The 23,527-nt window shown below is 70.3% G+C and carries 17 protein-coding genes and 2 pseudogenes; 9 read left to right on the top strand and 10 right to left on the bottom strand.

Features of this window, described 5'->3' with window-relative positions:
* Positions 1–28: 28 nt before the first annotated feature.
* Entirely contained in the window at positions 29–391 is a 363-nt protein-coding gene (locus OP04_RS37785; protein ID WP_157240899.1) for a LysM peptidoglycan-binding domain-containing protein, read from the bottom strand.
* A 404-nt stretch (positions 392–795) separates the two neighbouring features.
* Between OP04_RS37785 and lexA the strand changes: the two genes are divergently transcribed.
* Positions 796–1,575 (top strand): transcriptional repressor LexA, encoded by a 780-nt coding sequence (gene lexA / locus OP04_RS37780; RefSeq protein ID WP_033344760.1) that lies wholly within the window; start codon positions 796–798, stop codon positions 1,573–1,575.
* Between the two features lie 68 nt (positions 1,576–1,643).
* On the opposite strand, the gene OP04_RS55000 is transcribed toward lexA, so the two are convergent.
* A complete protein-coding gene (locus tag OP04_RS55000) occupies positions 1,644–3,626 on the bottom strand; it encodes a hypothetical protein (RefSeq protein ID WP_051799691.1) in 1,983 nt (660 codons plus the stop codon).
* 163 nt (positions 3,627–3,789) lie between these two features.
* Positions 3,790–5,205, bottom strand: coding sequence for a GTPase HflX (gene hflX / locus OP04_RS37770; protein WP_157240937.1), 1,416 nt, complete (start codon positions 5,203–5,205; stop codon positions 3,790–3,792).
* A gap of 210 nt (positions 5,206–5,415) precedes the next feature.
* On the opposite strand from hflX, the pseudogene OP04_RS37765 reads away from it, so the two are divergent.
* A pseudogene (locus OP04_RS37765) lies at positions 5,416–6,910 on the top strand (malic enzyme-like NAD(P)-binding protein).
* Between the two features lie 118 nt (positions 6,911–7,028).
* Here OP04_RS37765 and OP04_RS37760 read toward each other — a convergent pair.
* From OP04_RS37760 to miaA, 3 genes are all read right to left on the bottom strand, one after another.
* Complete coding sequence (locus tag OP04_RS37760) at positions 7,029–7,778, bottom strand: glycerophosphodiester phosphodiesterase (protein WP_198154121.1); 750 nt, start codon at positions 7,776–7,778, stop codon at positions 7,029–7,031.
* A 247-nt stretch (positions 7,779–8,025) separates the two neighbouring features.
* Positions 8,026–8,871 carry a diaminopimelate epimerase gene (gene dapF / locus OP04_RS37755; RefSeq protein WP_033344758.1) on the bottom strand — a complete coding sequence of 282 codons (846 nt, stop codon included), beginning with the start codon at positions 8,869–8,871 and terminating at the stop codon, positions 8,026–8,028.
* A gap of 7 nt (positions 8,872–8,878) precedes the next feature.
* Positions 8,879–9,823, bottom strand: coding sequence for a tRNA (adenosine(37)-N6)-dimethylallyltransferase MiaA (miaA, locus tag OP04_RS37750; RefSeq protein ID WP_232323886.1), 945 nt, complete (start codon positions 9,821–9,823; stop codon positions 8,879–8,881).
* A gap of 209 nt (positions 9,824–10,032) precedes the next feature.
* On the opposite strand from miaA, the gene OP04_RS37745 reads away from it, so the two are divergent.
* Positions 10,033–11,241, top strand: coding sequence for a DUF349 domain-containing protein (locus tag OP04_RS37745; protein ID WP_033344756.1), 1,209 nt, complete (start codon positions 10,033–10,035; stop codon positions 11,239–11,241).
* A 14-nt stretch (positions 11,242–11,255) separates the two neighbouring features.
* Here the strand turns inward: OP04_RS37745 and OP04_RS56875 are convergent.
* A pseudogene (locus tag OP04_RS56875) lies at positions 11,256–11,504 on the bottom strand (pentapeptide repeat-containing protein); the annotation flags it as partial.
* A gap of 225 nt (positions 11,505–11,729) precedes the next feature.
* Positions 11,730–12,698, bottom strand: a complete 969-nt coding sequence (locus tag OP04_RS37740; protein ID WP_033344755.1) for a threonine ammonia-lyase — start codon at positions 12,696–12,698, stop codon at positions 11,730–11,732.
* A 195-nt stretch (positions 12,699–12,893) separates the two neighbouring features.
* Here OP04_RS37740 and OP04_RS37735 point away from each other — a divergent pair, with 195 nt between their 5' ends.
* The gene (locus tag OP04_RS37735; RefSeq protein ID WP_033344754.1) at positions 12,894–14,468 is read left to right on the top strand and encodes a cellulase family glycosylhydrolase; all 1,575 of its coding nucleotides are present in this window, start codon (positions 12,894–12,896) and stop codon (positions 14,466–14,468) included.
* Between the two features lie 350 nt (positions 14,469–14,818).
* Positions 14,819–15,646: a TRADD-N-associated membrane domain-containing protein gene (locus tag OP04_RS37730; protein WP_033344753.1), complete on the top strand. Its 828-nt coding sequence runs from the start codon at positions 14,819–14,821 to the stop codon at positions 15,644–15,646.
* Between the two features lie 143 nt (positions 15,647–15,789).
* Here OP04_RS37730 and miaB read toward each other — a convergent pair whose 3' ends face one another.
* The gene (gene miaB, locus OP04_RS37725) at positions 15,790–17,301 is read right to left on the bottom strand and encodes a tRNA (N6-isopentenyl adenosine(37)-C2)-methylthiotransferase MiaB (protein ID WP_198154126.1); all 1,512 of its coding nucleotides are present in this window, start codon (positions 17,299–17,301) and stop codon (positions 15,790–15,792) included.
* 231 nt (positions 17,302–17,532) lie between these two features.
* Here miaB and OP04_RS37720 point away from each other — a divergent pair, with 231 nt between their 5' ends.
* The 4 genes from OP04_RS37720 (at position 17,533) to OP04_RS37705 (ending at position 20,904) form a co-directional block, all read left to right on the top strand.
* A complete protein-coding gene (locus OP04_RS37720; protein WP_033344752.1) occupies positions 17,533–18,279 on the top strand; it encodes an amino acid ABC transporter ATP-binding protein in 747 nt (248 codons plus the stop codon).
* Positions 18,280–18,370: 91 nt separating this feature from the next.
* Complete coding sequence (locus OP04_RS37715; protein ID WP_033344751.1) at positions 18,371–19,231, top strand: glutamate ABC transporter substrate-binding protein; 861 nt, start codon at positions 18,371–18,373, stop codon at positions 19,229–19,231.
* 79 nt (positions 19,232–19,310) lie between these two features.
* Entirely contained in the window at positions 19,311–19,985 is a 675-nt protein-coding gene (locus OP04_RS37710; RefSeq protein ID WP_033344750.1) for an amino acid ABC transporter permease, read from the top strand.
* A gap of 1 nt (position 19,986) precedes the next feature.
* The gene (locus OP04_RS37705) at positions 19,987–20,904 is read left to right on the top strand and encodes an amino acid ABC transporter permease (protein ID WP_085067080.1); all 918 of its coding nucleotides are present in this window, start codon (positions 19,987–19,989) and stop codon (positions 20,902–20,904) included.
* Between the two features lie 307 nt (positions 20,905–21,211).
* Here OP04_RS37705 and rny read toward each other — a convergent pair whose 3' ends face one another.
* Complete coding sequence (rny, locus tag OP04_RS37700; protein ID WP_033344749.1) at positions 21,212–22,996, bottom strand: ribonuclease Y; 1,785 nt, start codon at positions 22,994–22,996, stop codon at positions 21,212–21,214.
* Positions 22,997–23,527: the final 531 nt, after the last annotated feature.

Below are 23,527 nucleotides of genomic sequence, written 5' to 3'. Positions count from 1 at the left end.
ACCGGTTACCGGCCGCGTGGGAGCGACTTCAGCGACCACGCGGAAGCTGCAGCTCCTGGCCCGGATGGATGGTGTAGCCGGGCAGATCGTTGATCGCGCGGATCTCCTCGACCATGGCGAACGGATCATCACTGGGACGGTATCGGGCCGCGATGTCCCAGAGCGTGTCGTTCTTCTGCACCACGGCGGTGGGCAGCGGGCCGGTCTCGGGCTCCGCCTGCGACGCGGTCGCGGCGAACACGCCGACCGCGACCCAGGCCAGCGCGATCAGGACGACCATCCGGACGATCCGGCCGCGCCGGGTGAGGCGCAACGGGCGTCGTGCGGGCTCGTGCGCACGGGCCGGGCGATCGGTCCCCCAACCGATCGCAGCCCTGGTGGGGGCGCTCACCGCGTCTACGGTGAGCGCCGAGGTAACAGCCGTCCCAGCCACGGGACCCCCCAGTAAAGATGATCTCACTCGAACAAGGGTTCGATAGAACGGACGTACGAAGGTCTACCAGAACATGCGTACGGATGTCGAGGCTCGAAAGCGCGACACGCCGCGTGAATCTCGTACAGATGTTTGAAGAAGTGGGATTTCACCATTACCGTTTGCGCACAGAGGGGTCACCACGCCCGATCGGCTTCCCCAATCCGATCCGGCGGGGCTTGCCTGCCGACCCGCGTCCGGTTTCGGCCGCTGCGGGTCGTCGGGGTTACTCCCGTACTAGTTGGTGGCGTTTCGCGCACTTCCCCACCGCGCGGACGCGACCACGGTGCCCCAGCGGCACTCACCGATCAGGGAGGACGGACGTGTCAACCGACGACCGGAGCAAGCATCCGGAGCAGGAGCAGCAGGGCAAGAGCGCGCCCTCCGCGGGCAAGCGCGGCGCCGGGCGGCAACGGGCCGCGGCCCCGCACCTGCGACCGGTGCAGCCGGTCAGCAGCTTCCCCGACCTGGTCTCCGCCGATCTCACCGCACGGCAGCGCCGCATCCTGGAGTTCATCCGCGAGTGGGTGGAGAAGTACGGATATCCGCCGAGCGTCCGGGAGATCGGCGAGGCGGTCGGCCTCGTCTCCCCGTCCTCCGTCGCGTACCAGCTGAAGGAGCTGGAGCGGAAGGGCTTCCTGCGCCGCGACCCGAACCGGCCGCGTGCCGTGGACGTCCGCCCGCCCGCCGACATGATGGACGACGAGGCGGCCCGCGCGCAGCGGCCCAAGCCGGCGTATGTGCCGATGCTGGGCCGGATCGCTGCCGGTGGCCCGATCCTCGCGGAGCAGGCCGTGGAGGAGGTCTTCCCGCTGCCGCGCGAGCTGGTCGGCGAGGGCGAGGTCTTCATGCTGAAGGTCAAGGGCGACTCGATGATCGACGCCGCGATCTGCGACGGTGACTGGGTGGTGGTCCGGCAGCAGCCGACGGCCGACTCCGGTGAGATCGTCGCCGCCATGCTGGACGGCGAGGCCACGGTGAAGACCTATCGCCGTCGCGACGGGCACGTGTGGCTGATGCCGGCGAACCCCGCGTTCGACCCGATCCCGGGCGACGACGCGTCCATCATCGGTCGCGTCGTGGCGGTGCTCCGCCGCATCTGAGATGCATCCGGGGTGTGGGCTCCGTCGGCCGTGGAGACCACACCCCGGTACTACCGTTGTTGCCGCGCTCAGCGACGCCGGTCGTCGTACGGCGGGTTCTGCGGGTAGTCGCCGCGCGGGCCGTCGCCACGGCGGTCGTAACCGCCGCTCTGCTCGCCACCGCGCTCGCCGCCACCGCCGCCGTAGACGCCGCCCGAGCCGCCGCCGTTCATGCCCTCGGGGCCGCCGCCGTAGACACCTCCGCCACCGCCCTGCTGGCGCGGGGGACGACCGCCCTGCTGAGGATTGCCGCCGCTCTGCTGCGGGCCACGGGGACGACCGCCCTGCTGCGGGTTACCGCCGCTCTGCTGCGGGCCACGCCCGCCCTGGCCACCGCCACCCTGGCCACCGCCACGAGGACCGCCGCCGCCACGGCCCTGGCCGCCGCCACCGCCGCCGCCTGCGCCGTAGACCGCGCCGGAGCCGCCGCCGTTCATCCCGCCGGGGCCGCCGGTGTAGACGCCGCCGCTCTGCTGCGGATCCTGCGGACCGCGACCGCGGGCCTGACCACCGCCGCCGCCCTGGCCGCCACCGCGAGGACCGCCGCCGCCCTGGCCACCGCCACGGCCCTGGCCACCGCCACCACCGCCGCCCGCGCCGTAGACCGCGCCCGAACCGCCGCCGTTCATGCCACCCGGCCCGCCGCCGTACGCGGCGCCGGACTTACCGCCGCCGCCCGCGCCGTAGACCGCGCCCGAACCGCCGCCGTTCATCCCGCCCGGCCCGCCGCCGTAGACGCCGCCACCGGCTGCGGCACCGCCACGCGCCGCGCCGGAGTTTCCGCCGCCACCGCCGTAGACCGCGCCGGACCCGCCGCCGTTCATCCCGGCCGGCCCGCCGCCGTACACCGCACCGGCTCCCGCGGCCGCCGGCTCCCGCCGGTTCGCCCCGGAGGACTCCGGCCCTCGGTCCGCGGCGCCGGACTCGGACTTGCCCTTGACCGGCTCGTCGTCCAGCGGCGCCGGGTTGCGGCGGCGGAACATCACGATGCCGGCCACGCCGGCGATCAGCAGGATCAGGCCGATGAGGCCGACCGAGACGATCGCGGCCGTGATCTGACCGAGCGACACGCGCTCCAGCAGGGACCGGTTGTCCGACTGCGAGTCGCCGCCGCTCGCGGCCTGGACCGCGTTGTGCTGCGGCGTGTACTTCAGCAGCGTGGGCGGGTCCTTGGCGAACGAGGAGCCGACCGGCATCTCGGACACGGTGACGTAGTTCGCCCCGTCCGCGGTGTAGGTGATCGCCTCACCGAACGGCTCGTCGGGCAGGCCGGTGATCCGCGGCTCGTTCTTGGTCACGGCCGCGACCACGTCGCCGTTCGTCACGTCCCACTCGAACGCGTCGGCATAGGTCCGGAGCGCCACCTTCGCGCCACCGGGCGCGACCGCGCCGCCGGTGACCGCCATCCGGCCGGCCACCCCGAGGTACGTGCTGGTGGTGGTCAGCGGGATCTTCCACTCGCCGACCTCCTTCAGCTCGACGCCCGCCTCCCCCTCCTCCAGCGGGACGCTGGGGATCCAGAGGTGGGCGAGAGCCGGCTCCTTGGTGACCACGATCGGCGTGCCGTCACCGTTGATCAGCAGCGCTTCGGCGTTGAACTTGTCCTTGCCGGGGTAGCGCAGCCGGTAGTAGACCGGCTTCGGGTCCTCCGCCGTGAGATCGATCTTGTAGACGCCGATCAGCGGGCGCTCTTTCTCGTTGTCGCCGATGTTGCCGACCCAGAGCGTGGTGCCGTCCGGCGAGAGGACCATGTCCTCGGTGTCCGGAGGCGTACCCGGATAGCCGATCGTGTCTTTGACCTTGCATTTGCCGTCGAGGAGGAAGATCTTCCGCGCCGCGTCGTTCTCCGTGCCGTCGTTGATGACGTAGTAGCCGTCCTTGTAGGCGGCAATGCCGGAGAGCTCGGACAGCAGCTCGTCGGAGATCTTGCAAACTGTCTCGCCCTTGGCGGGCTCAGCGGCTGCCGCCGCACTGGCTGCCCCGGGCATGGCCGCGACCAGCCCGAACGCCACAACAATCGATGAAACCGCACGCCGCATCGGGCTAGTCTCGCACGTCATCCTCGGACCTTGGTTACACGCCGATCAAAGCCGGCTGGCAGACACCGGGTGCGATGCCACTCTTACGCGTCGCATCGCACCCGCTAGATCCTACAAACCCGGACAAAGCCGAGAATCAGCCAGTCACCCAGGGTGACAGCTCGGCGGCGAGCGCCTCGTCGACGCGCACGTGGATCTCGGTGCCCTCCGCGGTGTGGAGCGTGCTGAGCACCTCGCCACGCCGGTGCACCTGCGCCACCAGATCACCCCGGTCGTACGGCACGGTCGCCCGCACCTCCACGGCCGGCCGCGGCAGGCGCGACTCGATCGCGGCGCGCAGCTCGTCGAAGCCCCGCCCGGTGTGCGCGGAGACGAAGATCGCATCCGGCCACTCGTGCTTGAGACGCAGCAGCGTCTCCTCGTCGGCCGCGTCGGTCTTGTTGACCACCAGCAGCTCGGGCAGCCGCTCGGCACCGACCTCGGCCAGCACCTCGCGCACCGCGCGCAGCTGCTCCTCCGGGTCCGGGTGCGAGCCGTCCACCACGTGGAGCACCACATCCGCCTCCGCGACCTCCTCGAGCGTGGAGCGGAACGCCTCCACGATCTGGTGCGGGAGGTGCCGGACGAAACCGACCGTGTCGGAGAGCGTGTAGACGCGGCCGTCGGACGTGAACGCCTTGCGCGTCGTCGGGTCCAGCGTGGCGAACAGCGCGTTCTCCACCAGGACGCCCGCGTTGGTCAGCCGGTTGAGCAGGCTGGACTTGCCTGCGTTCGTGTAACCGGCGATGGCCACGGCCGGCACGGCACGGCGCGACCGGCGGGCACGCTTGGTGTCACGGACCGTCTTCATGCCCTTGATCTCGCGCCGCAGCCGCGCGATCCGGGTGCGGATGCGCCGGCGGTCGATCTCCAGCTTCGTCTCACCGGGACCGCGGAGGCCCACGCCACCGCCGCCCGCGCTGCCGCCCGCGCCACCGGTCTGCCGGGACAGGGACTCACCCCAGCCCCGCAGGCGGGGCACCAGGTATTCCAGCTGGGCAAGCTCGACCTGCGCCTTACCTTCCTTGCTCTTCGCGTGCTGGGCGAAGATGTCCAGGATCAGCGCCGTACGGTCGACGACCTTGACCTTGACCTGCTGCTCCAGGTTGCGCAGCTGGGACGGGGACAGCTCGCCGTCGCAGATGACGGTGTCGGCGCCGGTCTCCCGTACCACCGCGCCCAGCTCTTCGACCTTTCCACGGCCGATGAACGTGGCCGCGTCCGGACGGCCGCGCCGCTGGATCAGGCCCTCCAGGATCTGGGAGCCGGCCGTCTCGGCCAGCGCGGCCAGCTCGGCCATCGAGTTCTCCGCGTCGGTGACGGACCCACCGGTCCACACGCCGACCAGCACGACCCGCTCCAGGCGCAGCTGCCGGTACTCGACCTCGGTGACGTCGGTGAGCTCGGTGCTGAGACCCGCCACGCGGCGCAGGGCGTGCCTGTCCTCCAGCTCCAGCTCACCGGTCGTCACATCATCATCGGTGTTCTGATCCTCGTCGTCCCACAGGTCGATCTCGTCGAAATCCGGGGACGACGTCGGTGCTGTGCGGTTATTAGGCAAGTAAGTCCCTCCTCAGACCTCGATGGTTGCACGCGATCCTGCCCGGCGCACTCATAAATCGCCCGGGGCGCGTCTACCCGTGAGTACGACCCCGGGAGGACCCTGTTCCGGTAGAGGACAAGAATCAGGATCGGTACATCGCCGTACAACCTGGGAGGACAGTTGTCCCCGACCCGCCTGCCGAGCGCAGGGTTCTCGATCACCATCCGGGTAAGCGTCGTCGCCGACGCGTCCGCGATCGGCCGTCTGACCACGTGCGTCGGCGAGGCCGGCGCGATCGTCACCGCGCTGGACGTGGTGGACTCCGACCCCCTGCGCGTCACCGTCGACCTCACCTGCGACACCGCCGACTCCGGGCACGCCGACCAGGTCGTCAAGAAGCTGGAGGACCTCGACGGCGTCGAGGTGCGCAAGGTCTCCGACCGTACGTTCCTGCTCCACCTCGGCGGCAAGATCGAGGTCACGTCCAAGGTCGCGCTGCGTAACCGTGACGAGCTGTCCCGGGCGTACACGCCCGGTGTCGCCCGCGTCTGCCTCGCGATCGCGGAGAACCCCGAGGACGCCCGCCGTCTCACCATCAAGCGCAACACGGTCGCGGTCGTCACGGACGGTTCCGCCGTCCTCGGCCTCGGCAACATCGGCCCGGCCGCCGCACTGCCGGTCATGGAGGGCAAGGCCGCGCTGTTCAAGCGGTTCGGCGGCGTCGACGCGTGGCCGGTCGTGCTGGACACGCAGGACACCGACGAGATCGTCGCCATCGTCAAGGCCATCGCGCCCGGCTACGGCGGCATCAACCTTGAGGACATCGCGGCGCCTCGCTGCTTCGAGATCGAGGCGCGGCTGCGTGAGCTGCTCGACATCCCGGTCTTCCACGACGACCAGCACGGCACCGCGATCTGCGTGCTCGCCGCGCTGACCAACGCGCTGCGCGTGGTCGGCAAGAACATGGCCGACATCCGCGTCGTGGTGTCCGGCGCCGGCGCAGCCGGCACCGCCATCATGAAGCTGCTGCTCCGCCAGGGTGTGGGCGACATCATCGCCTATGACCGTCCCGGCGCGCTGCACCGCGGGCTGCCCGACCTGAACCCGACCTGGCAGTGGCTGGCCGAGAACACCAACAAGTCCGGCTACGTCGGCGACCTCAAGGGCGCGATCAAGGGCGCGGACGTCTTCATCGGCGTCTCCGCCCCGAACCTGCTCACCGGCGACGACATCGCCACCATGGCCGAGAAGTCGATCGTGTTCGCGCTGGCCAACCCGGACCCGGAGGTCGACCCGCGCGCGGCCCGCGAGCACGCCGCGATCGTCGCCACCGGCCGCAGCGACCAGCCCAACCAGATCAACAACGTGCTGGCCTTCCCCGGCGTCTTCCGCGGCATGCTCGACGCCCACGCGGAGAACTTCACCGAGGAGATGGCGCTCGCCGCCGCCCGCGCGATCGCTGACGTGGTCGGCGAGGACAAGATCAACCCCACCGTCATCGTGCCCAGCGTCTTCGACAGCCGGGTGGCTCCCGCCGTCGCGGCCGCGGTCCGCCGCGCCGCCGCCGGCAACGCCGACGCCACCACCGACTTCGGCGGCCTGGACGCGGGCGAGGACACCAGCTTCGGCGTCCCGGAGAACTAGATCACCATGTGCTGACGGCCTGACGGCCTGAAAGGGCGCGGTCGCGGGAGATTCCCGCGACCGCGCCCTTTCTCATATCCGATAGACCCACTCACGCCGTGGTCGCGATCCGCATGCTCCCGCGGGCCGGCGGATCCGTGGGCGCACGGTCAAGACCCGTCCGGTCCGTCCGACTGCCAGGCCAGGAGTTCGGCGGGGCGGTTGGTGATGACGGCGGTGACGTGGAGGGCGGTCAGCGCCCGCCAGGTGTCCTCGTGGTCGGCGGTGTGGACCATGACGAGCAGGCCGGCGTCGCGCAGGGTGGTGGCCATGGACGGGGTGGCCAGGAGTGCCTCCACGCTCGGGTTGAAGGCGGCGCAGCCCAGCGCGCGGGCCTCGGCGACCGGATCGGCGTCGAACTCGTCGCGGAGCAGGCCGAGGCGGAGGGCGGCGGGGGCCAGGGCGCGGGCGTCGCGGAGGACGTTCGCGTCGTAGCTCTGGAGCAGCACCCGGGTGGTCAGGTCGCGGGCCACGATCTCGCCGACGATCGCGGCGGTCAGGGCGCGGGGCATGAACGGCTTGACCTCCAGCAGGAGGCCGGCCGGCGCGGCGGCGATCAGGTCGAGCACCTGGGCCAGCGCGGGCACCCGCTCGCCGCGGAACGGCGGGGAGTGCCAGGAGCCGGCGTCCAGCGCGGCCAGCTCGGCGGCGGTGCGGTCGGCGACGCGGCCGGTGCCGTTCGTGGTGCGTTCGAGCGTGTAGTCGTGGATGACCACGGGGACGCCGTCCGCGCTGGCATGCACGTCGATCTCCAGGTAGGCGGCACCGGCGCGCACGCCCGAGACCAGCGCGGCCATCGTGTTCTCCGGCGCGATCGAGGAGTTGCCGCGGTGCGCGACGATCAGAGGCCCGGTCTGCACGCCGCGGACGTTAACACGCAGGTCAGCGCGGCCGACGGCGACGGACCGGATGTTCATCCCGGTGTCGCCGGGAAGCGGCCGCCACCGCTTCGCAGCTACGTGCGGGCCGAGCCAGACTCGGGGCGGCCGTGAGTCCTGGTGATGCGTGCACCGCACGACGAGCCGGCCTTCCGATCTCGCCTGTCCCTGCAGGCCGTCACTCAGCCGATCCCGCCGAGCGCCTCTCACCGGTCCTGCGGTCCGTCGTTCAGCCGATCCCGCCGAGCGCCTCCGTCGCGACCTCGCCGGAGGCGACCAGCACGGCCGGCCCGGCCAGCGTCCAGCCCGCCTCGCCCCGCGTGGCGACGAGCCGGCCGCCCAGCAGCTCGACCGCGACCGTACCCATGGGGAGCCCGGCGTCGTGCAGTGTCACGGCCGCGACCGCGAGCGCGCCGGACCCGCAGGCCAGCGTCTCCCCCGACCCACGCTCGTGGACGCGCATGCGCACGTGCGCGTCGAAACCGGGAAGCGGCGCGAGCGGCGACACGAACTCGACGTTCACCCCCTCGGGGAACAGCGCCGGGTCGAAGCCGGGCTCGCGGGTCAGGTCCAGCCCGTCCAGGTCGACGCCGTCCGGGAGCACGCTGACCAGGTGCGGGTTGCCGACGTCGACCGCGGTGCCGGGCAGCGCGAGCGGCGCGATCGTGGCGGTGCCGGCGGCGCCGAGCCGCGGCGACGGCATGTCCACCGCGATGATGTCGCCGTCGATCACGGCCCGGACCAGCCCGGCCCGGGTCAGGATCGGGAACGAGTCACCGCCCGCCAGACCGGCCACGGCAAGGTAGCGCGCGAACACCCGGATGCCGTTGCCGCACATCTCGGCGATCGAACCGTCCGCGTTCCAGTAGTCCATGAACCACTCGGCGTCGGCCGCGTGACCGACCGCCTCGGGGTGCTTGGCGGTCCGGACCACGCGCAGCACACCGTCCGCCCCGATGCCGCGGTGCCGGTCGCAGAGCGCCGCGACCAGCGACGGCGTCAGCGCGAGCTGCCCGTCCGGGTCGTCGAGGATGACGAAGTCGTTGCCGGCGCCGTGGCCCTTGGTGAACTGCACCGGACCATCATTCCGCACCGACCGGGAGATCGACCAGCCGCAGCGCGGACTCGACCAGGTCGTCCGCGCCGCCGTCCAGCCAGCGCACCGAGGCGTCCCGGCGGAACCAGGAGCGCTGGCGCCGGACGAACCGGCGGGTGGCGGCCGTGGTCCTCTCCCTCGCGACGGATGCGGTGCAGACGCCGTCCAGCTGGTCGATCGCCTGCTGGTAGCCGAGCGCCCGGCCGGCGGTCCGGCCCTCGCGCAGTCCGCGCGGGAGCAGCCCGGCGACCTCCTCGACCAGCCCCTGCTCCCACATCAGGTCGACCCGCCGGGCGATCCGCGCGTCCAGCGCGGCCGTCTCCCGGTCGACGCCGATCCGCACGCTGTCGTAGAACGGGCGCGGCGACGTGGGCAGCGACGCGGTGAACGGCCTGCCGGTCAGCTCGATCACCTCCAGCGCCCGGACTATCCGCCGGCCGTTGCTGGGCAGGATCGCCTCCGCCGCGGCCGGGTCGAGCCCGCGCAGCCGCTCGTGCAGCACCGCGGGGCCGGCCTCCGCCAGCGAGGACTCCAGCGCGGATCGCACCTCCGGGGACGTACCCGGGAAGGAGAATTGTTCGAGAACCGCCTGGACGTAGAGGCCGGAGCCGCCGACCAGCAGCGCCACCCGGCCGCGGGACAGGATGTCGTCGATCGCGGCGCGGGCCAGCTCCTGATATTCCGCGACGGCCGCGGGCTCGGTCACGTCCCAGATGTCCAGCAGGTGATGCGGCACGCCGCGCCGCTCCGCGATCGGGAGTTTGGCCGTGCCGATGTCCATGCCGCGGTAGAGCTGCATGGAGTCGGCGTTGACCACCTCCCCGCCGAGCGCCTCGGCCAGCGCGAGGCTCAAATCCGACTTTCCGGTCGCCGTCGGTCCGACGACGGCCACGACGCGGGGGAAGACCCTGGATGCGGGGGGTGACGACACGCGACCTACGGTAACTGCACGGGCGTGAGGAACCGCCACACGGCCGACCTAGAACACCGTATGGTCACGGTCGTCAACAGGCACTCGACGGACACGGGGGAGTACCTGTGACAATGCCGGGAGAAGTTATTGGAAAACCTACTGCGCGGCGGCGGCATCCGGAGGAAGACGCACTTTCCCCGGACGCCGGGAAGAACGAGGATGGGCAGATGAGCGACTGGACCACCTACGGTCGGGTGGACGCCGACGGCACGGTCTACTGCAAGACCGCCGAGGGCGAGCGCGTGGTCGGGTCCTGGCAGGCGGGAACGCCCGAGGAGGGCCTCGCCCACTTCGCGCGCCGCTTCGCGGACAAGGTTACCGAGGTCGACCTCATCGAGGCGCGGCTGAAGTCCGGTGCGGCCGATGCGGCGCACTCCCTGACCAGCGTGAAGCGGCTTCGCACCGAGCTGGCCGAGGCCCACGTGGTCGGCGATGTGGACGGGCTCGCCGCCCGCCTCGACCGCCTCACCACGCTGGCCGAGGAGAGCGCGGCCACGGCGAAGGCCGCGAAGGAGACCGCGCGCACCGAAGCGCAGGCCCGCAAGGTCGCGCTGGTCGAGGAGGCGGAGAAGATCGCCGCCGAGTCGACCGGGTGGAAGGCCGCGGGCGACCGTCTCAAGGAGATCCTCGACGAGTGGAAGACCATTCGCGGGATCGACAAGAAGACGGACGGCGAGCTGTGGAAGCGGTTCGCGGCCGCCCGCGACGGGTTCACCCGGCGCCGGGGCGCGCACTTCGCGACGCTCGACGGGCAGCGCAAGCAGGCACAGGGCGCGAAGGAAGACCTGGTCAAGGAGGCGGAGTCCCTCTCCGAGTCCGAGGACTGGGCCGACACCGCCGCCCGGCTCAAGGACCTGATGACCCAGTGGAAGGCCGCGCCCCGCGCCTCGAAGGAGGCGGAGCAGAAGCTGTGGGACCGGTTCCGGGCCGCGCAGGACGCGTTCTTCTCGCGCCGCAGCGAGGTCTTCTCCGCCCGTGACGCCGAGCTCAAGGGCAACCTTGAGCTCAAGCAGGCGCTGCTGGCCGAGGCCGAGGCCGTCGACGTCGACGCGGACCCGAAGGGCGCGCAGAACAAGCTGCGCGAGATCCAGGGCCAGTGGCACGACATCGGCCGCGTCCCCCGGGAGAACATGGCGGGTCTCGACCGCCGCATGCGCGCGATCGAGGACAAGCTCCGTCAGGCCATGGATTCGGCGTGGCGCCGCACCGAGCCGTCCGCGAACCCGCTCCTCGCCCAGATGCGGGAGCAGGTCGCCGAGGCGGAGCAGCGTCTCGAGCGGGCGAAGGCCGCGGGCGACGCGAAGCGGGTCCGCGAGGCGGAGAAGGCGCTGGCCGGCAAGCAGCAGTTCCTCAAGCTCGCCGAGCAGGCAGGCTAAAAGCAAGATCAAGATCATGCGGGGGTACGCCGTGAGGCGGGCCCCCGCATTGTCATGTCCGGCGTTGCCCTGTCCGGCGTAGTCATCGGCGTTGCCCTGTCCGGCACATTGCCCTGTCCCAGCAGCGTCGTGCCTCGCATGGCCGTGCCTCGCATGGCCGTGCCTCGCATGGCCGTGCCTCGCATGACCGCGCCTCGCATGACCGCACCTCGCATGACCGCACCCCGCATGACCGCACCCCGCATGACCGCACCCCGCATGACCGCACCCGCGAAGCGTCATGTTCGCCCGATACCGGCGGGCGCTGGCACGCCCGAAATTTCGGTCTATTGGTTGCTCTGGGTGGCCTGGGTGCTGTCTTGCCTTCGGCGGGAACGAAACAGAGCCGGAAACCGAGGCCCGCGCTCCGGGCACCCGCGCCCGGAATGTCAGGAAATAGTGGCCGACTGTGACTACCTCGCCCTGAGACGGGGAGCGGCGGGCGTGGGTCAGCCGAGGGTGGCGAGTTCGGTGGGGCCGGCGTTGCCACCGGTGCACATGACGATGATGGTCTGGCCGGTGAACCGGTCGGGATGCCTCAGGATGCCGGCCAGGGCGGCGGCGCCGGCGCCCTCGGCGAGCGTGTGCGCGTGGGTGGCCAGCAGGCGGCGGGCGGCGCCGATCTCCTCGTCCGTGACCAGCAGGAAGTCTGCCAGGTGGTCGCGCAGGACGGACTGTGGCACGGCGAAACCGCGGCCGGTGGCCAAGCCCTCGACCGTGGTCTCGTTCGGGCGGTGCAGCAGGTCCCGGGCCCGCCAGGAGTCGTGGGCGGCGGGGGCGGATGACGACTGCACGCCGATCACCCGGCAGGCCGGTGCCAGCTGGGCGGCGACCAGGCAGGCGGCGGCCGCGCCGGTGCCGGCGCCGACCGGGACCACGATCGCGTCGGCGGCGGGCAGCTGGTGGAGAGCCTCCAGGTAGGCGCTGCCGACGCCGGCGATCAGCTCGGGTGTGTCGCCGGGGCTGACCAGGGTGAAACCGTTGCCGGCGGAGAGTGTGGTCGCGTGGCGTTCCATGTCGGCCATGTTCACGCCGTGCAGGGCGACCTCGGCCTTGAGCGCGCGCACGGCCCGGACCTTGCTCGGGTTGGCGGCCTCCGGCATCACGACGGTGCAGGGCGCGCCGAACTCGCGGGCGGCGTACGCGATCGCCAGCGCGTGGTTGCCGGTCGAGTAGGTGACCACGCCGCGCGCGAGGCCGGCCGGGTTCATCCGGCCGAGCAGGTTGAGGGCGCCGCGGACCTTGAACGCACCGGTCGGCTGCGTGTTCTCGTGCTTGATGTGCAGGCGCGCGCCGACCACGTCGCTGAGCTGCGGATATTCCCACATGGGGGTGGGCGGGAGGTGCGCGGCGACGATGGTTGCTGCGGTCTGGATGTCGTCGAAGCCGAGCGTGTTCTGCTGCGCGATGTCGGTCATGTCCCGATCATCCCGTGAGCTCGGCCGCAGGTGCGATAGCCGATTCCGTACCCGTGGACCGGTTTTGATCGTGGGGTTTGACTCTCCGCCGGGCGTCGATGAGAATCGATCTCGGAGCCGAGGGCAGCACCACAACGACACCCACCGTGGGCATGGGTCCGGGCATGTCCCCACCCACGAACGGAGCTCCATTTCATGTCACGCAGACGGTTCTCCGCGCTCGCCGCGGCCGTCCTCACCGCGGCGGGGCTGCTCGTCGCCACGGTGCACGCGCCGGCCGCGAGCGCGTCGACCGGCACCGGCTACCTGCACACCAGCGGGAACAGGATCGTGGACACGACCGGCGCCACGGTACGGATCACCGGCATCAACTGGTTCGGGATGGAGACGGACAACAAGACGTTCCACGGGCTGTGGTCGAACAACCCGTGGCGGAGCCAGCTCGACACGATGGCCCGGCTCGGCTACAACACGCTGCGCATCCCGTATTCGAACGACGCGCTGAAGGCCGGTGCGACCGCGACCGGCATCAACGACTTCGTCAACCCGGACCTGGCCGGGCTGAGCCCGCTGCAGATCCTCGATCGGGTGATCGAGTACGCCGGCGATAAGGGCATGCGGGTCATCCTGGACCGGCACCGGCCGACCTCCGCGGGGCAGTCGCCGCTCTGGTACACCCCCACGGTCACGGAGCAGACCTGGATCGACGACTGGCTGATGCTGGCCCGCCGGTACGCCGGGAACACCACCGTGATCGGCGCGGACCTGCACAACGAGCCGCACGCCGAGGGTACGAACCCGAACGCGACCGGCGCCTGCTGGGGCTGCGGCGTCACCACCCGGGACTGGCGGCTGGCGGCCGAGCGGGCCGGCAACGCGATCCTGGCCGTGCAGCCGAACTGGCTGATCTTCGTGGAGGGCGTGTCCTGCCCGAGCGGCGGACTGTCCGACGTGTGGGACGGCGATCCCGGCAACGACGAGGACTGCGGCTGGTGGGGCGGGAACCTGTCGCAGGCCGGCGCGTTCCCGGTGCGGCTGACCGTGGCGAACCGGCTGGTCTACTCGCCGCACGAGTACGCCACGTCGGTCTACCACCAGGACTGGTTCGACGACCCGGCGTACCCGGCGAACATGCCGGCGGTCTGGGACCACTACTTCGGCTACCTGCACAAGCAGAACATCGCGCCGATCATGATGGGCGAGTTCGGCACCACGCTGGCGAACGACATCGACCGGGTGTGGCTCACCTCGCTCATGGCCTACACCGGCACCGGTGTGACCGGCATGTCGTTCACGTACTGGTCGTGGAACCCGAACTCCGGCGACACCGGTGGCATCGCGAACGACGACTGGACCACGATCAACGAGGCCAAGCAGGCGATCCTCTCGCCGTACCTGATCGCTCCGGTCGGAGGCGGCGGCACGGCGACGCCGACGCCGACGCAGACCGGTGGCAGTAGCGCCTGCACGATCGCCTACACACAGGACAGCGCGTGGCAGGGCGGCTTCCAGGGCACGCTCACGGTCCGCAACACGGGCACGTCCGCGGCCAGCCCGTGGCGCGCCACCTGGACCTGGCCGACGGGCGTCTCGCTGGCCAGCGGCTGGAACGCCACGCTCACCCAGTCCGGCACCACGGTCACGGCCGCTGCCCCGGCCTGGAGCCCGTCGCTGTCCCCCGGTGCCTCCGTCGCCATCGGCTTCACCGCCAACGGCACCGCCGCCTCACCGGCATCGGTCGCGCTGAACGGCACTTCCTGCGTCAGTTGACGGAATCGCTCCGCCGCAAGGGCGGTGGCCGTCCGCCGTCCGGCGGCGACCACCGCCCTTCTTCCTCACCGTCATCGGATCAGCAGTCCGCCAAGCGTCGAACCGGACGTCACGCACCGGACATGAAGGCGACGACGAGCCACACGTCGGCCGATGCGTGACACGCCGTCCCCGCATTACGGTCCTGGAATCCACCAGAGAGGGCGTTCCGATGGACCTTGTCCTTCAACTCGTCAGCGGCACGATCTCCTTGATGTTCATGCTGGTCAAATTCGCATTCCAGCTGACCTTCATCGCAATTCGCGGCCTCCTGCAACTGCTCGGCGCACGGCAATCGGAGGTGTGACGACATGCTCGACCTGATGTCCATCATCGCCACCGGCGTGGTCATCGTGATCGGACTGTTCCTCGCCGTTCCGGCCGCCGCGGCCTGGAAGAAAACGGATCAGATCGAGAAGGAGGTCATCGGAGCGCTCGGCATCACCGTCGCCCCGTCGAAGACCCCATCGGAGCAGACCAGGGCGCACGCCGCGTTCGAGGCGCTCTCCCGCCCGTCCTCGGATTGTCCGGAGGCGCAGCGATCGGGGCAGGAGGCTTGTGCCGAGGCCTGTGCGATCCTCGCCAAGGCCGCCACCCACCAGGCCGACGGGCACGCCAGGCTGATCGTCAAGTACTACGCACAGGGCCATCAGCAGGCATTCGCCACCTTCGTGGCGAGCGTGGTCTTCGGGGTTGCGGGCTTCGGCGTGGTGATCGCGGCCTGCGTGTATCTACTCACCCACCCCGATCAGTCCGAGCCTGCGGGGATAGCCGGCGCGGTGGGGCTCGCGACGCAGGCGGTCAGTTTCCTGTTCTTCCGCCGGGCGGACGCTGCACGTTCGTTGATGCTGCAGCTGATCGACAAGCTGCGTGACGACCGCAAGAACGAGACCAGGTTCATCGCAGGTCTGCTGGCCGGCGAGGGCATCGGCTCGGCGACGCTGCGCGACGCAGTACGGGCAGCGACAGCATTGCAATATTCGAACTCCACGTTGACCCCGGAACAACTCAACGAGATCTCCTCGATCACCGGGCCGCCCGGCCGTACGAGCCGCCGACCCGGCGCCCGGATCAACTCGATGACGTCGAACGGCACTTCCGCGGACTCCCCGGACGATGCGTCACCGGTCGCGGCGTGACGCGCTCTACGCGTACCGATGGCGTCTCTGGGGTTGTGGGATTCTGGCAGCGGCCGCTGCCAGAATCCCGCAACGTGGTTGCCCGCTACTCGTCAATGGCGGGTATTGCCCGGACGCGCCGGTAGCGCGCCCGGGGCGTCCCTTCAGTGCGTCTGGCAGGCGTTGGCGGCGGCCGGGAGCGGCGCGGGAACGCCGATCGTCGGGAGACCCAGGTTGACGCCCGGCGTGCGCGGGCTGTGGCCCGCGGCCCAGGCGTCGCCCGCGCGGGTCGTGCGGTGGCTCAGGGGCGCGCCGTCCGCGTTGAGGTGGTGCGGGGCGGCGTAGGTGATCTCGGTGTGGACGATGTCGCCGGGGCGGATCGCGGGGCCGAGGTCGCCGGTGTTGAAGTGGACCAGCCGGCCGTCGCGGGCGCGGCCGGTCATCCGGCCGGTGCGCTCGTCCTTGCGGCCCTCGCCGACCGCGACCAGCAGCTCGACCTCGCGGCCGATCTGCTTGCGGTTCTCGGACCAGGTGATCTCCTCGACGACCTGCATCAGGCGGCCGTAGCGGTCCTTGACGACCTCTTTCGGGATCTGACCGTCCATGGTGGCGGCGGGCGTGCCGGGACGCTTCGAGTACTGGAACGTGAACGCGCTGGAGAAGCGGGCCTCACGCACCACGTCCAGCGTGGCCTCGAAGTCGGCCTCGGTCTCGCCGGGGAAGCCGACGATGATGTCCGTGGTGATGGCCGCGTCCGGCATGGCGGCGCGCACCTTCTCGATGATGCCGAGGTAGCGCTCCTGGCGGTAGGAGCGGCGCATCGCCTTCAGCATGCTGTCGGAGCCGGACTGCAGCGGCATGTGCAGCTGGTGGCAGACGGACGGCGTCTCGGCCATCGCGGCGATCACGTCGTCCGTGAAGTCCTTCGGGTGCGGGCTGGTGAAGCGGATCCGCTCCAGGCCGTCGATCTCGCCGGCAGCGCGCAGCAGCTTGCCGAACGCGTAGCGGTCGCCGAACTCGACGCCGTAGGAGTTGACGTTCTGCCCGAGCAGCGTCACCTCCAGCACGCCCTCGGCGACCAGCGCGCGCACCTCGGCCAGCACGTCGCCGGGGCGGCGGTCCTTCTCCTTGCCGCGCAGCGACGGCACGATGCAGAACGTGCAGGTGTTGTTGCAGCCGACCGAGACCGACACCCAGCCGGCGTAGGTCGACTCGCGGCGCGTCGGCAGCGTGGACGGGAAGACCTCCAGCGACTCGAGGATCTCCACCTCCGCGTCCGCGTTGTGGCGGGCGCGCTCCAGCAGCGCGGGCAGCGAGCCGATGTTGTGCGTGCCGAAGACGACGTCGACCCAGGGCGCCTTCGCGACGATGTCGCCGCGGTCCTTCTGGGCGAGGCAGCCGCCGACCGCGATCTGCATGCCGGGGTGGGCGTCCTTCACCGGGCGCAGGTGGCCGAGGTTTCCGTAGAGGCGGTTGTCCGCGTTCTCCCGGACCGCGCAGGTGTTGAAGACGACCACGTCGGGGTCTCCGTCACCGGGCGCGCGCACGTAACCGGCCGCTTCGAGCAGGCCGGATATGCGCTCGGAATCGTGCACGTTCATCTGGCAGCCGTAGGTGCGCACCTCGTAGGTGCGGGCCTCGGACGGCGCGGAAGGGGCTGCGGTAGTCATGGCGATGACCAGCGTATCCGGCGCGCCCGGCATTCCGTGAATCCGGTCCCGCCTCTATGCGTGCACCGTGTGGTTACCATCGGTGCCGCCATCGTGTGGTCACGGTCAAGTGTTGCCTCTCCGTGACCAACAAGGGTGCTTCTCGACACAAGGGCACCCCTAAAGTTTGCCGCACAAGGCCACAAGCATTTCAAGGGCCAGAGGCAATCAGAGGGTACGAGGGGGACGGTGACAAGCGTGGCAGAGGGCGAGCCGCTCATCGTGCTGGACCGGGTGAACAAGCACTACGGGCCCTTGCACGTGTTGCGAGACGTCAGCCTCTCGATCGATCGCGGCGAGGTGGTCGTGGTGATCGGCCCGTCGGGCTCCGGCAAGTCGACGCTGTGCCGGTCGATCAACCGGCTGGAGCCGATCAACGGAGGCACCATCACGTTCGACGGGCAGCCGCTCCCGGCGGAGGGCAAGGCTCTGGCCCGCCTCCGCAGCGATGTGGGCATGGTGTTCCAGTCGTTCAACCTCTTCGCTCACAAGACGATCCTGGAGAACGTGACCCTCGGGCCGGTCAAGGTCCGGAAGAGGAAGCCGGCCGAGGCCAAGGAGCGCGCGATGGCGCTGCTGGACCGCGTCGGCATCGCGAACCAGGCGGACAAGTACCCCGCGATGCTCTCCGGTGGACAGCAGCAGCGGGTCGCGATCGCACGGGCACTGGCCATGGACCCGAAGGCGATGCTCTTCGACGAGCCGACCAGCGCGCTCGACCCTGAGATGGTCGGCGAGGTGCTGGACGTGATGACGTCGCTCGCCGCCGAGGGCATGACCATGGTGGTGGTCACGCACGAGATGGGCTTCGCGCGTCACGCGGCGAAGCGCGTCGTGTTCATGGCCGACGGCCAGCTGGTCGAGCAGGCGCCGCCGGCGGAGTTCTTCGCCAACCCGCAGAGCGACCGGGCCAAGGACTTCCTGTCGAAGATCCTCACCCACTGACCTGCAGGTGCTTCGCATCTACTGACCCGGAACGTCCACTGCGGAGACGCCGCCTTCACGGCAGTCCCGTGACCTAGGAGGAGAACACAGAATGCGTATTTCGCGGATGGCGGCGGTCGCCACGGCGGCGGTCCTCGCCCTGTCTGTTGCCGCCTGCGGCGACGGCAGCGACGGCGCGGGCGGCAGCGGCTCCGGCGACGGCATCGTCGGCAAGGCCGCCGGCGGCAAGCTGGTCATCGGTGTCAAGTCGGACCAGCCGGGCCTCGGCCTGCAGACCGGTACGACGTACGAGGGCTTCGACATCGAGGTCGGCAAGATCATCGCCAAGGGCCTCGGCCTGGACGCGTCGAAGATCGAGTGGAAGACCACGGTGTCCGCCAACCGTGAGCCGTTCATCGAGCAGGGCCAGGTCGACCTCGTGATCGCCACCTACACGATCAACGACGACCGCAAGAAGAAGGTCGCCTTCGGCGGTCCGTACTACGTCGCCGGCCAGGACCTGCTGGTCAAGACCGACTCGACGGTCACCGGGCCGGAGGCGATGGAGGGCAAGAAGGTCTGCTCCGTCGCGGGTTCCACCCCGGCGAAGCGGATCAAGGAGGAGTACCCGAAGGTCGGCCTGCAGGAGTTCGACTCGTACTCCAAGTGCGTGCAGGCGCTCGGCACCGGCCAGGTCGACGCGGTCACCACTGACGACATCATCCTCGCGGGTTACGCGGCACAGGCCGAGTACGCGGGCAAGTTCAAGGTCGTCGGCAAGCCGTTCAGCTCGGAGCCGTACGGCATCGGTCTGAAGAAGACCGACACCGCGGGTTGCACCAAGATCAACGAGATCCTGAAGGCCGCCGCGGACGACGGCTCCTACAAGGCCGCCTGGGACGCCACGCTCGGTAAGGGCGGCACGCCCGCCCCGACGTTCGACGCCACCAAGCTGACCAACTGCCCCGCCTGACACATCCCCCATCGTTGCCCGAGGGGCCGGCCCTCTTCCTGGCCGGCCCCTCGTCGTACCCGGCGCTAGGAAGCGAGACATGGATCTCCTGAGCGATCCCGACAATCTGGATCTCTATCTCACCGGCTTCAGCTGGATCCTCCGCCTTACCGGCGCGGGAGCGCTCGGCGCGCTCGTGCTCGGCGTGATCCTCGCCGGCTTCAGGGTCTCCCCGATTCCGGTCCTGCGCGGCTTCGGCGCCGCCTGGGTGAACACCTTCCGGAACACCCCGCTGACCCTGATCGTGTTCTTCTGCTACTTCGGCCTGTACTCCACGCTCGGCCTGGAGCTCAGCGAAGAGATCGACCTGAACAACTTCTGGCTGGGCGTCGTCGGCCTCGCGGTCTACACGTCCTCGTTCGTCTGTGAGGCGATCCGCTCCGGCATCAACACGGTGTCGGCGGGCCAGTCCGAGGCCGCACGTGCGCTCGGGCTGTCGTTCTTCCAGGTGCTGCGCATGATCGTGCTGCCGCAGGCGGCCCGTGCGGTGATCGCGCCGCTCGGCAGCGTGTTCATCGCGTTGGCGAAGAACGCCACGATCGTCGGCACGATCGGCCTCGCGGAGTCCTCCAACGCGATGAAGACGCTGATCAACGACAACGGCAGCCAGGTCATCCTGATCTTCGTCATCTTCGCCGGTACGTTCGCGGCGTTCCTGATCCCCACCGGCTACCTCTTCGGCTGGCTGGCGAACCGTTTGGCGGTGAAGCGCTGACATGAGCACCGACGCGGTCCTCTACGACCACCCCGGCCCTCGTGCCAAGACCCGCAACATGATCCTCACCGTCGTGTTCGGGCTGGGTCTGCTCGCGCTGTTCTACTGGATCTACCTGAAGTTCGACGAGAAGGGCCAGTGGGCGCCCGAGCTCTGGAAGCCGTTCCTCGAGTCGAACACGTGGGTCAACTTCATCATCCCCGGCCTGATCCAGACGCTCAGCGCGGCGCTGGTCGCCATGGTGCTGTCGCTGACGTTCGGCATCGTGTTCGCGGTCGGCCGTCTCTCCGACCACTGGTGGGTACGGGTCCCGGCCGGCGCGGTGGTGGAGTTCTTCCGGGCCGTCCCGCTGCTGCTGATGATCTTCTTCATCTTCTACGGCCTGCCCTACATCAACGGCGGCGTCCCGGTCAGCGCGTTCTGGTCGGTCGTCATCGGTCTCACGCTCTACAACGGCTCGGTGCTGGCCGAGGCGTTCCGGGCCGGCGTCAGGTCGGTGCCGCGCGGGCAGGGCGAGGCCGCGTACGGCATCGGCATGCGCAAGAACCAGGTCATGCGGCACATCCTGATCCCGCAGGCCGCCCGTGCCATGCTCCCGGTCATCCTGAGCCAGCTGGTCGTCCTGGTGAAGGACACCGCGCTCGGCTACATCGTGGCCTTCCCGGAGCTGATGCAGCGCGGCGTCAACGACCTCGGCGCCAACCGGGCGAACGTGGTCGCGGCCGCGATCGTGGTCGCCGCGATCTACATCGCGGTCAACTCGCTGCTCACGTCGCTGGCGAACTTCGTCGACCGCCGTTCCAGCCGCCGCGGCATCCGCATGCAGCGGACGGCCCCGACGGAGAGCCTTCCCGCTCAGGCCCTCGACGCCTCGTTCAGCGCGGCCGACGGTGTCGCGGGGGCCCGCAACCAGGCTTGATCATGTAGTCACCGCACGACGGAAGAGGGCATCCCGGAGAGGGGGTGCCCTCTTCCTGCATCCGCGGAAGGGCCGTCCGCCGCCCGGTCCCGTGCGGCGATCGCGTCACCGGGGCTGTCGCCTTCATCCGGTCTCCGTCGCACATCCGGGCGGGTGCGATGCCGGGCCGGTGGACCACCGGGCGGGTTCTTGCCCGGCCACCCACGGCACCGGCAGGGAGGAGCGCCAGCGACGACCGGTGCCCGCGGGAGCATGCGGACCGCAACCACGCCGGAAGCGGGAAATCAGCTTGTAAGGTTTTGGGGTCTCAGCGGGCGATTTCCGTGACGCGGGATTCGCGGACGACGGTGACGCGGATCTGACCGGGGTAGGTCAGCTCCTCCTCGATCTGCTTGGCCACGTCGCGGGCCAGGACGGCGGCGGAGATGTCGTCGACGTCCTCGGGACGGACCATCACCCGGATCTCGCGGCCGGCCTGCATCGCGAAGACCTTGTCGACGCCGGTCTTCCCACCGGCGATCTCCTCGATGCGCTCGAGGCGCTTGACGTAGGCCTCCAGGCTCTCGCGCCGGGCGCCGGGGCGACCGCCGGAACAGGCGTCCGAGGCTTGGGTGAGGACCGCCTCGATGGTCTGCGGCGCGACCTCGTTGTGGTGCGCCTCGATCGCGTGCACCACGTCCTCGGACTCGCCGTACTTACGGGCCAGGTCCGCGCCGATCAGCGCGTGGCTGCCCTCGACCTCGTGGGTGAGCGCCTTGCCGATGTCGTGCAGGAACGCGCAACGCTTGATCGTGGGCACGTCCAGCCGCAGCTCCGCGGCCATCACGCCGGCGATGTGCGCGGTCTCGACCAGGTGCTTGAGCACGTTCTGCCCGTAGCTGGTGCGGTACCGCAGCCGGCCCAGGTAGGTGACCAGCTCCGGGTGGATGTCGGTGATGCCGACCTCGACCAGCGCGTCCTCGGCAGCGCGGAGGCAGAGGCGCTCGACCTCGTCCTTCGCGGTCTCGAAGACCTCTTCGATGCGGTGCGGGTGGATGCGGCCGTCGAGGACCAGTTTGTCCAGCGTGAGGCGGCCGATCTCGCGGCGGACCGGGTCGAAGCAGGAGAGCAGCACGGCCTCGGGCGTGTCGTCGATGATCAGGTTGACGCCGGTGACCGACTCGAACGCCCGGATGTTGCGGCCCTCGCGGCCGATGATCCGGCCCTTCATCTCGTCGCTGGGCAGGTGCAGCACGCTGACCACGCTCTCCGCGGTCTGCTCGCTGGCGACCCGCTGGATCGCGTCGACGACCAGGTGCCGGGCACGGTCCTCCGCGGTGTTGCGGGCGTCGCTCTCGATGTCGCGGATCAGGATCGCGGCCTCGCGCTTCGCCTGCGCCTCGATGCTCTCCACCACCTCGGCCTTGGCCGCGTCCGCGGTGATGCCGGCGACGCGCTCCAGCTCGCGCTGCTGCACCGCCTCGGCCTCGGCGACCGCGGCCTCGCGCGCGGCCAGCGAGGTCTCCCGGGCGCTGAGATCGCTCTCCCGATCGGCGAGCCTGCGCTCGCGCTCGATCAGCCGATCCAGCTCCTCGGTGTGCTGCCGCTCCCGCTCGTCGATCCTGGCGGCGCGGCGCTCGACCTCGGCGCCCTGCTCCTTGACCGTGGCGTTGAGCAGCGCGACCTCACGCTCGCCACTGCGCCGGGCCGCGGCACGGACCTGCTCCGCGTCGGACTCGGCCTGGCGGTGCGCCCGGTCCAGAATCGTGTCGGCCTCGGCGTGCGCGGCGTCCAGCACGCGGCGCGCCTCGGCACGGGCGGAGCTGGCCTCGGCGCGGGCCGCGGCGGACTCGGTGCGCGCGGCCGCGGTCTCGTTCTTCGCCTCCTCCACCGCGGAGGTGGCCTCGGCGGCGGCGGTCTGCAGCTTGGCGAGCGAGCGCTCCTGCTTGTCCTTCTGCGCGAGGAACGCGGGGTCGTCCTCGGCGGGGGCCGCGGGGGAAACCGGTTGCAGGCGGCGCAGGACGCGGACACCGTAAGCGAGGCCACCCGCCACCAGCAGCACGAGCACGAACACGAGCACGACGCTGAACAGCGCCACGGACTGGGCCGTCATCGTCGTGCCGGCTTTCCGGACCCGTCGGCGCCCTCTTCGGCGTGACCGTCCGCGTGCGATTCGATCGTCACCGCCGCCTCCCCTCCACCGTGTCGCCCGCATGGGACGCCCTTTGCAGCGGCTCATGCGCCGTATTGCGGCTCACGGACTGGCCCGACCGGGGCGGCTCGACCGTGGTTACGCCCCACCGGCCACACCCTTTCGGGCACGCTCCGGCAGGCCGCGGTATGTCATGCCACCGTCAGCACGGCCGAGCCGACGGTGGAAGGCATCAGGACGGGCGCGGACGCGACCTTGAAATGATGCCGTGTTGTTACGCGATCTATGTTGTGCGCTTAGCCTGCAATGGTCGGGCAATCCTCTTTGTACGCGAGGCTAGGTCGCAGAGGGCCGTTCGGTCAAGAAGACCTCATCCGGAAGCAGGTGGGACACACGGCACACGTATGCTCACACCCAGCTCATACTACCCACGGGTTTGCGGGGTCACGCATCGGGGGTTTCCGCCGATCATGGACCCGCGGGCAAACCTCG

The sequence above is a fragment of the Catenuloplanes japonicus genome (assembly GCF_000717135.1).
GTDB classification, from domain to species: Bacteria; Actinomycetota; Actinomycetes; order Mycobacteriales; family Micromonosporaceae; genus Catenuloplanes; species Catenuloplanes japonicus.
Note: the sequence above shows the minus strand (reverse complement) of the source record. Positions and strands in the feature narration are given on the sequence as shown.

Coding starts and splice junctions, on each gene's coding strand:
- OP04_RS37715 (WP_033344751.1), top strand. CDS start 18,371: ATGCGTATTTCGCGGATGGCGGCGGTCGCCACGGCGGCGGTCCTCGCC.
- OP04_RS37745 (WP_033344756.1), top strand. CDS start 10,033: ATGAGCGACTGGACCACCTACGGTCGGGTGGACGCCGACGGCACGGTC.
- rny (WP_033344749.1), bottom strand. CDS start 22,996: ATGACGGCCCAGTCCGTGGCGCTGTTCAGCGTCGTGCTCGTGTTCGTG.
- OP04_RS37730 (WP_033344753.1), top strand. CDS start 14,819: ATGCTCGACCTGATGTCCATCATCGCCACCGGCGTGGTCATCGTGATC.
- OP04_RS37735 (WP_033344754.1), top strand. CDS start 12,894: ATGTCACGCAGACGGTTCTCCGCGCTCGCCGCGGCCGTCCTCACCGCG.
- OP04_RS37705 (WP_085067080.1), top strand. CDS start 19,987: ATGAGCACCGACGCGGTCCTCTACGACCACCCCGGCCCTCGTGCCAAG.
- OP04_RS37710 (WP_033344750.1), top strand. CDS start 19,311: ATGGATCTCCTGAGCGATCCCGACAATCTGGATCTCTATCTCACCGGC.
- OP04_RS37740 (WP_033344755.1), bottom strand. CDS start 12,698: ATGACCGACATCGCGCAGCAGAACACGCTCGGCTTCGACGACATCCAG.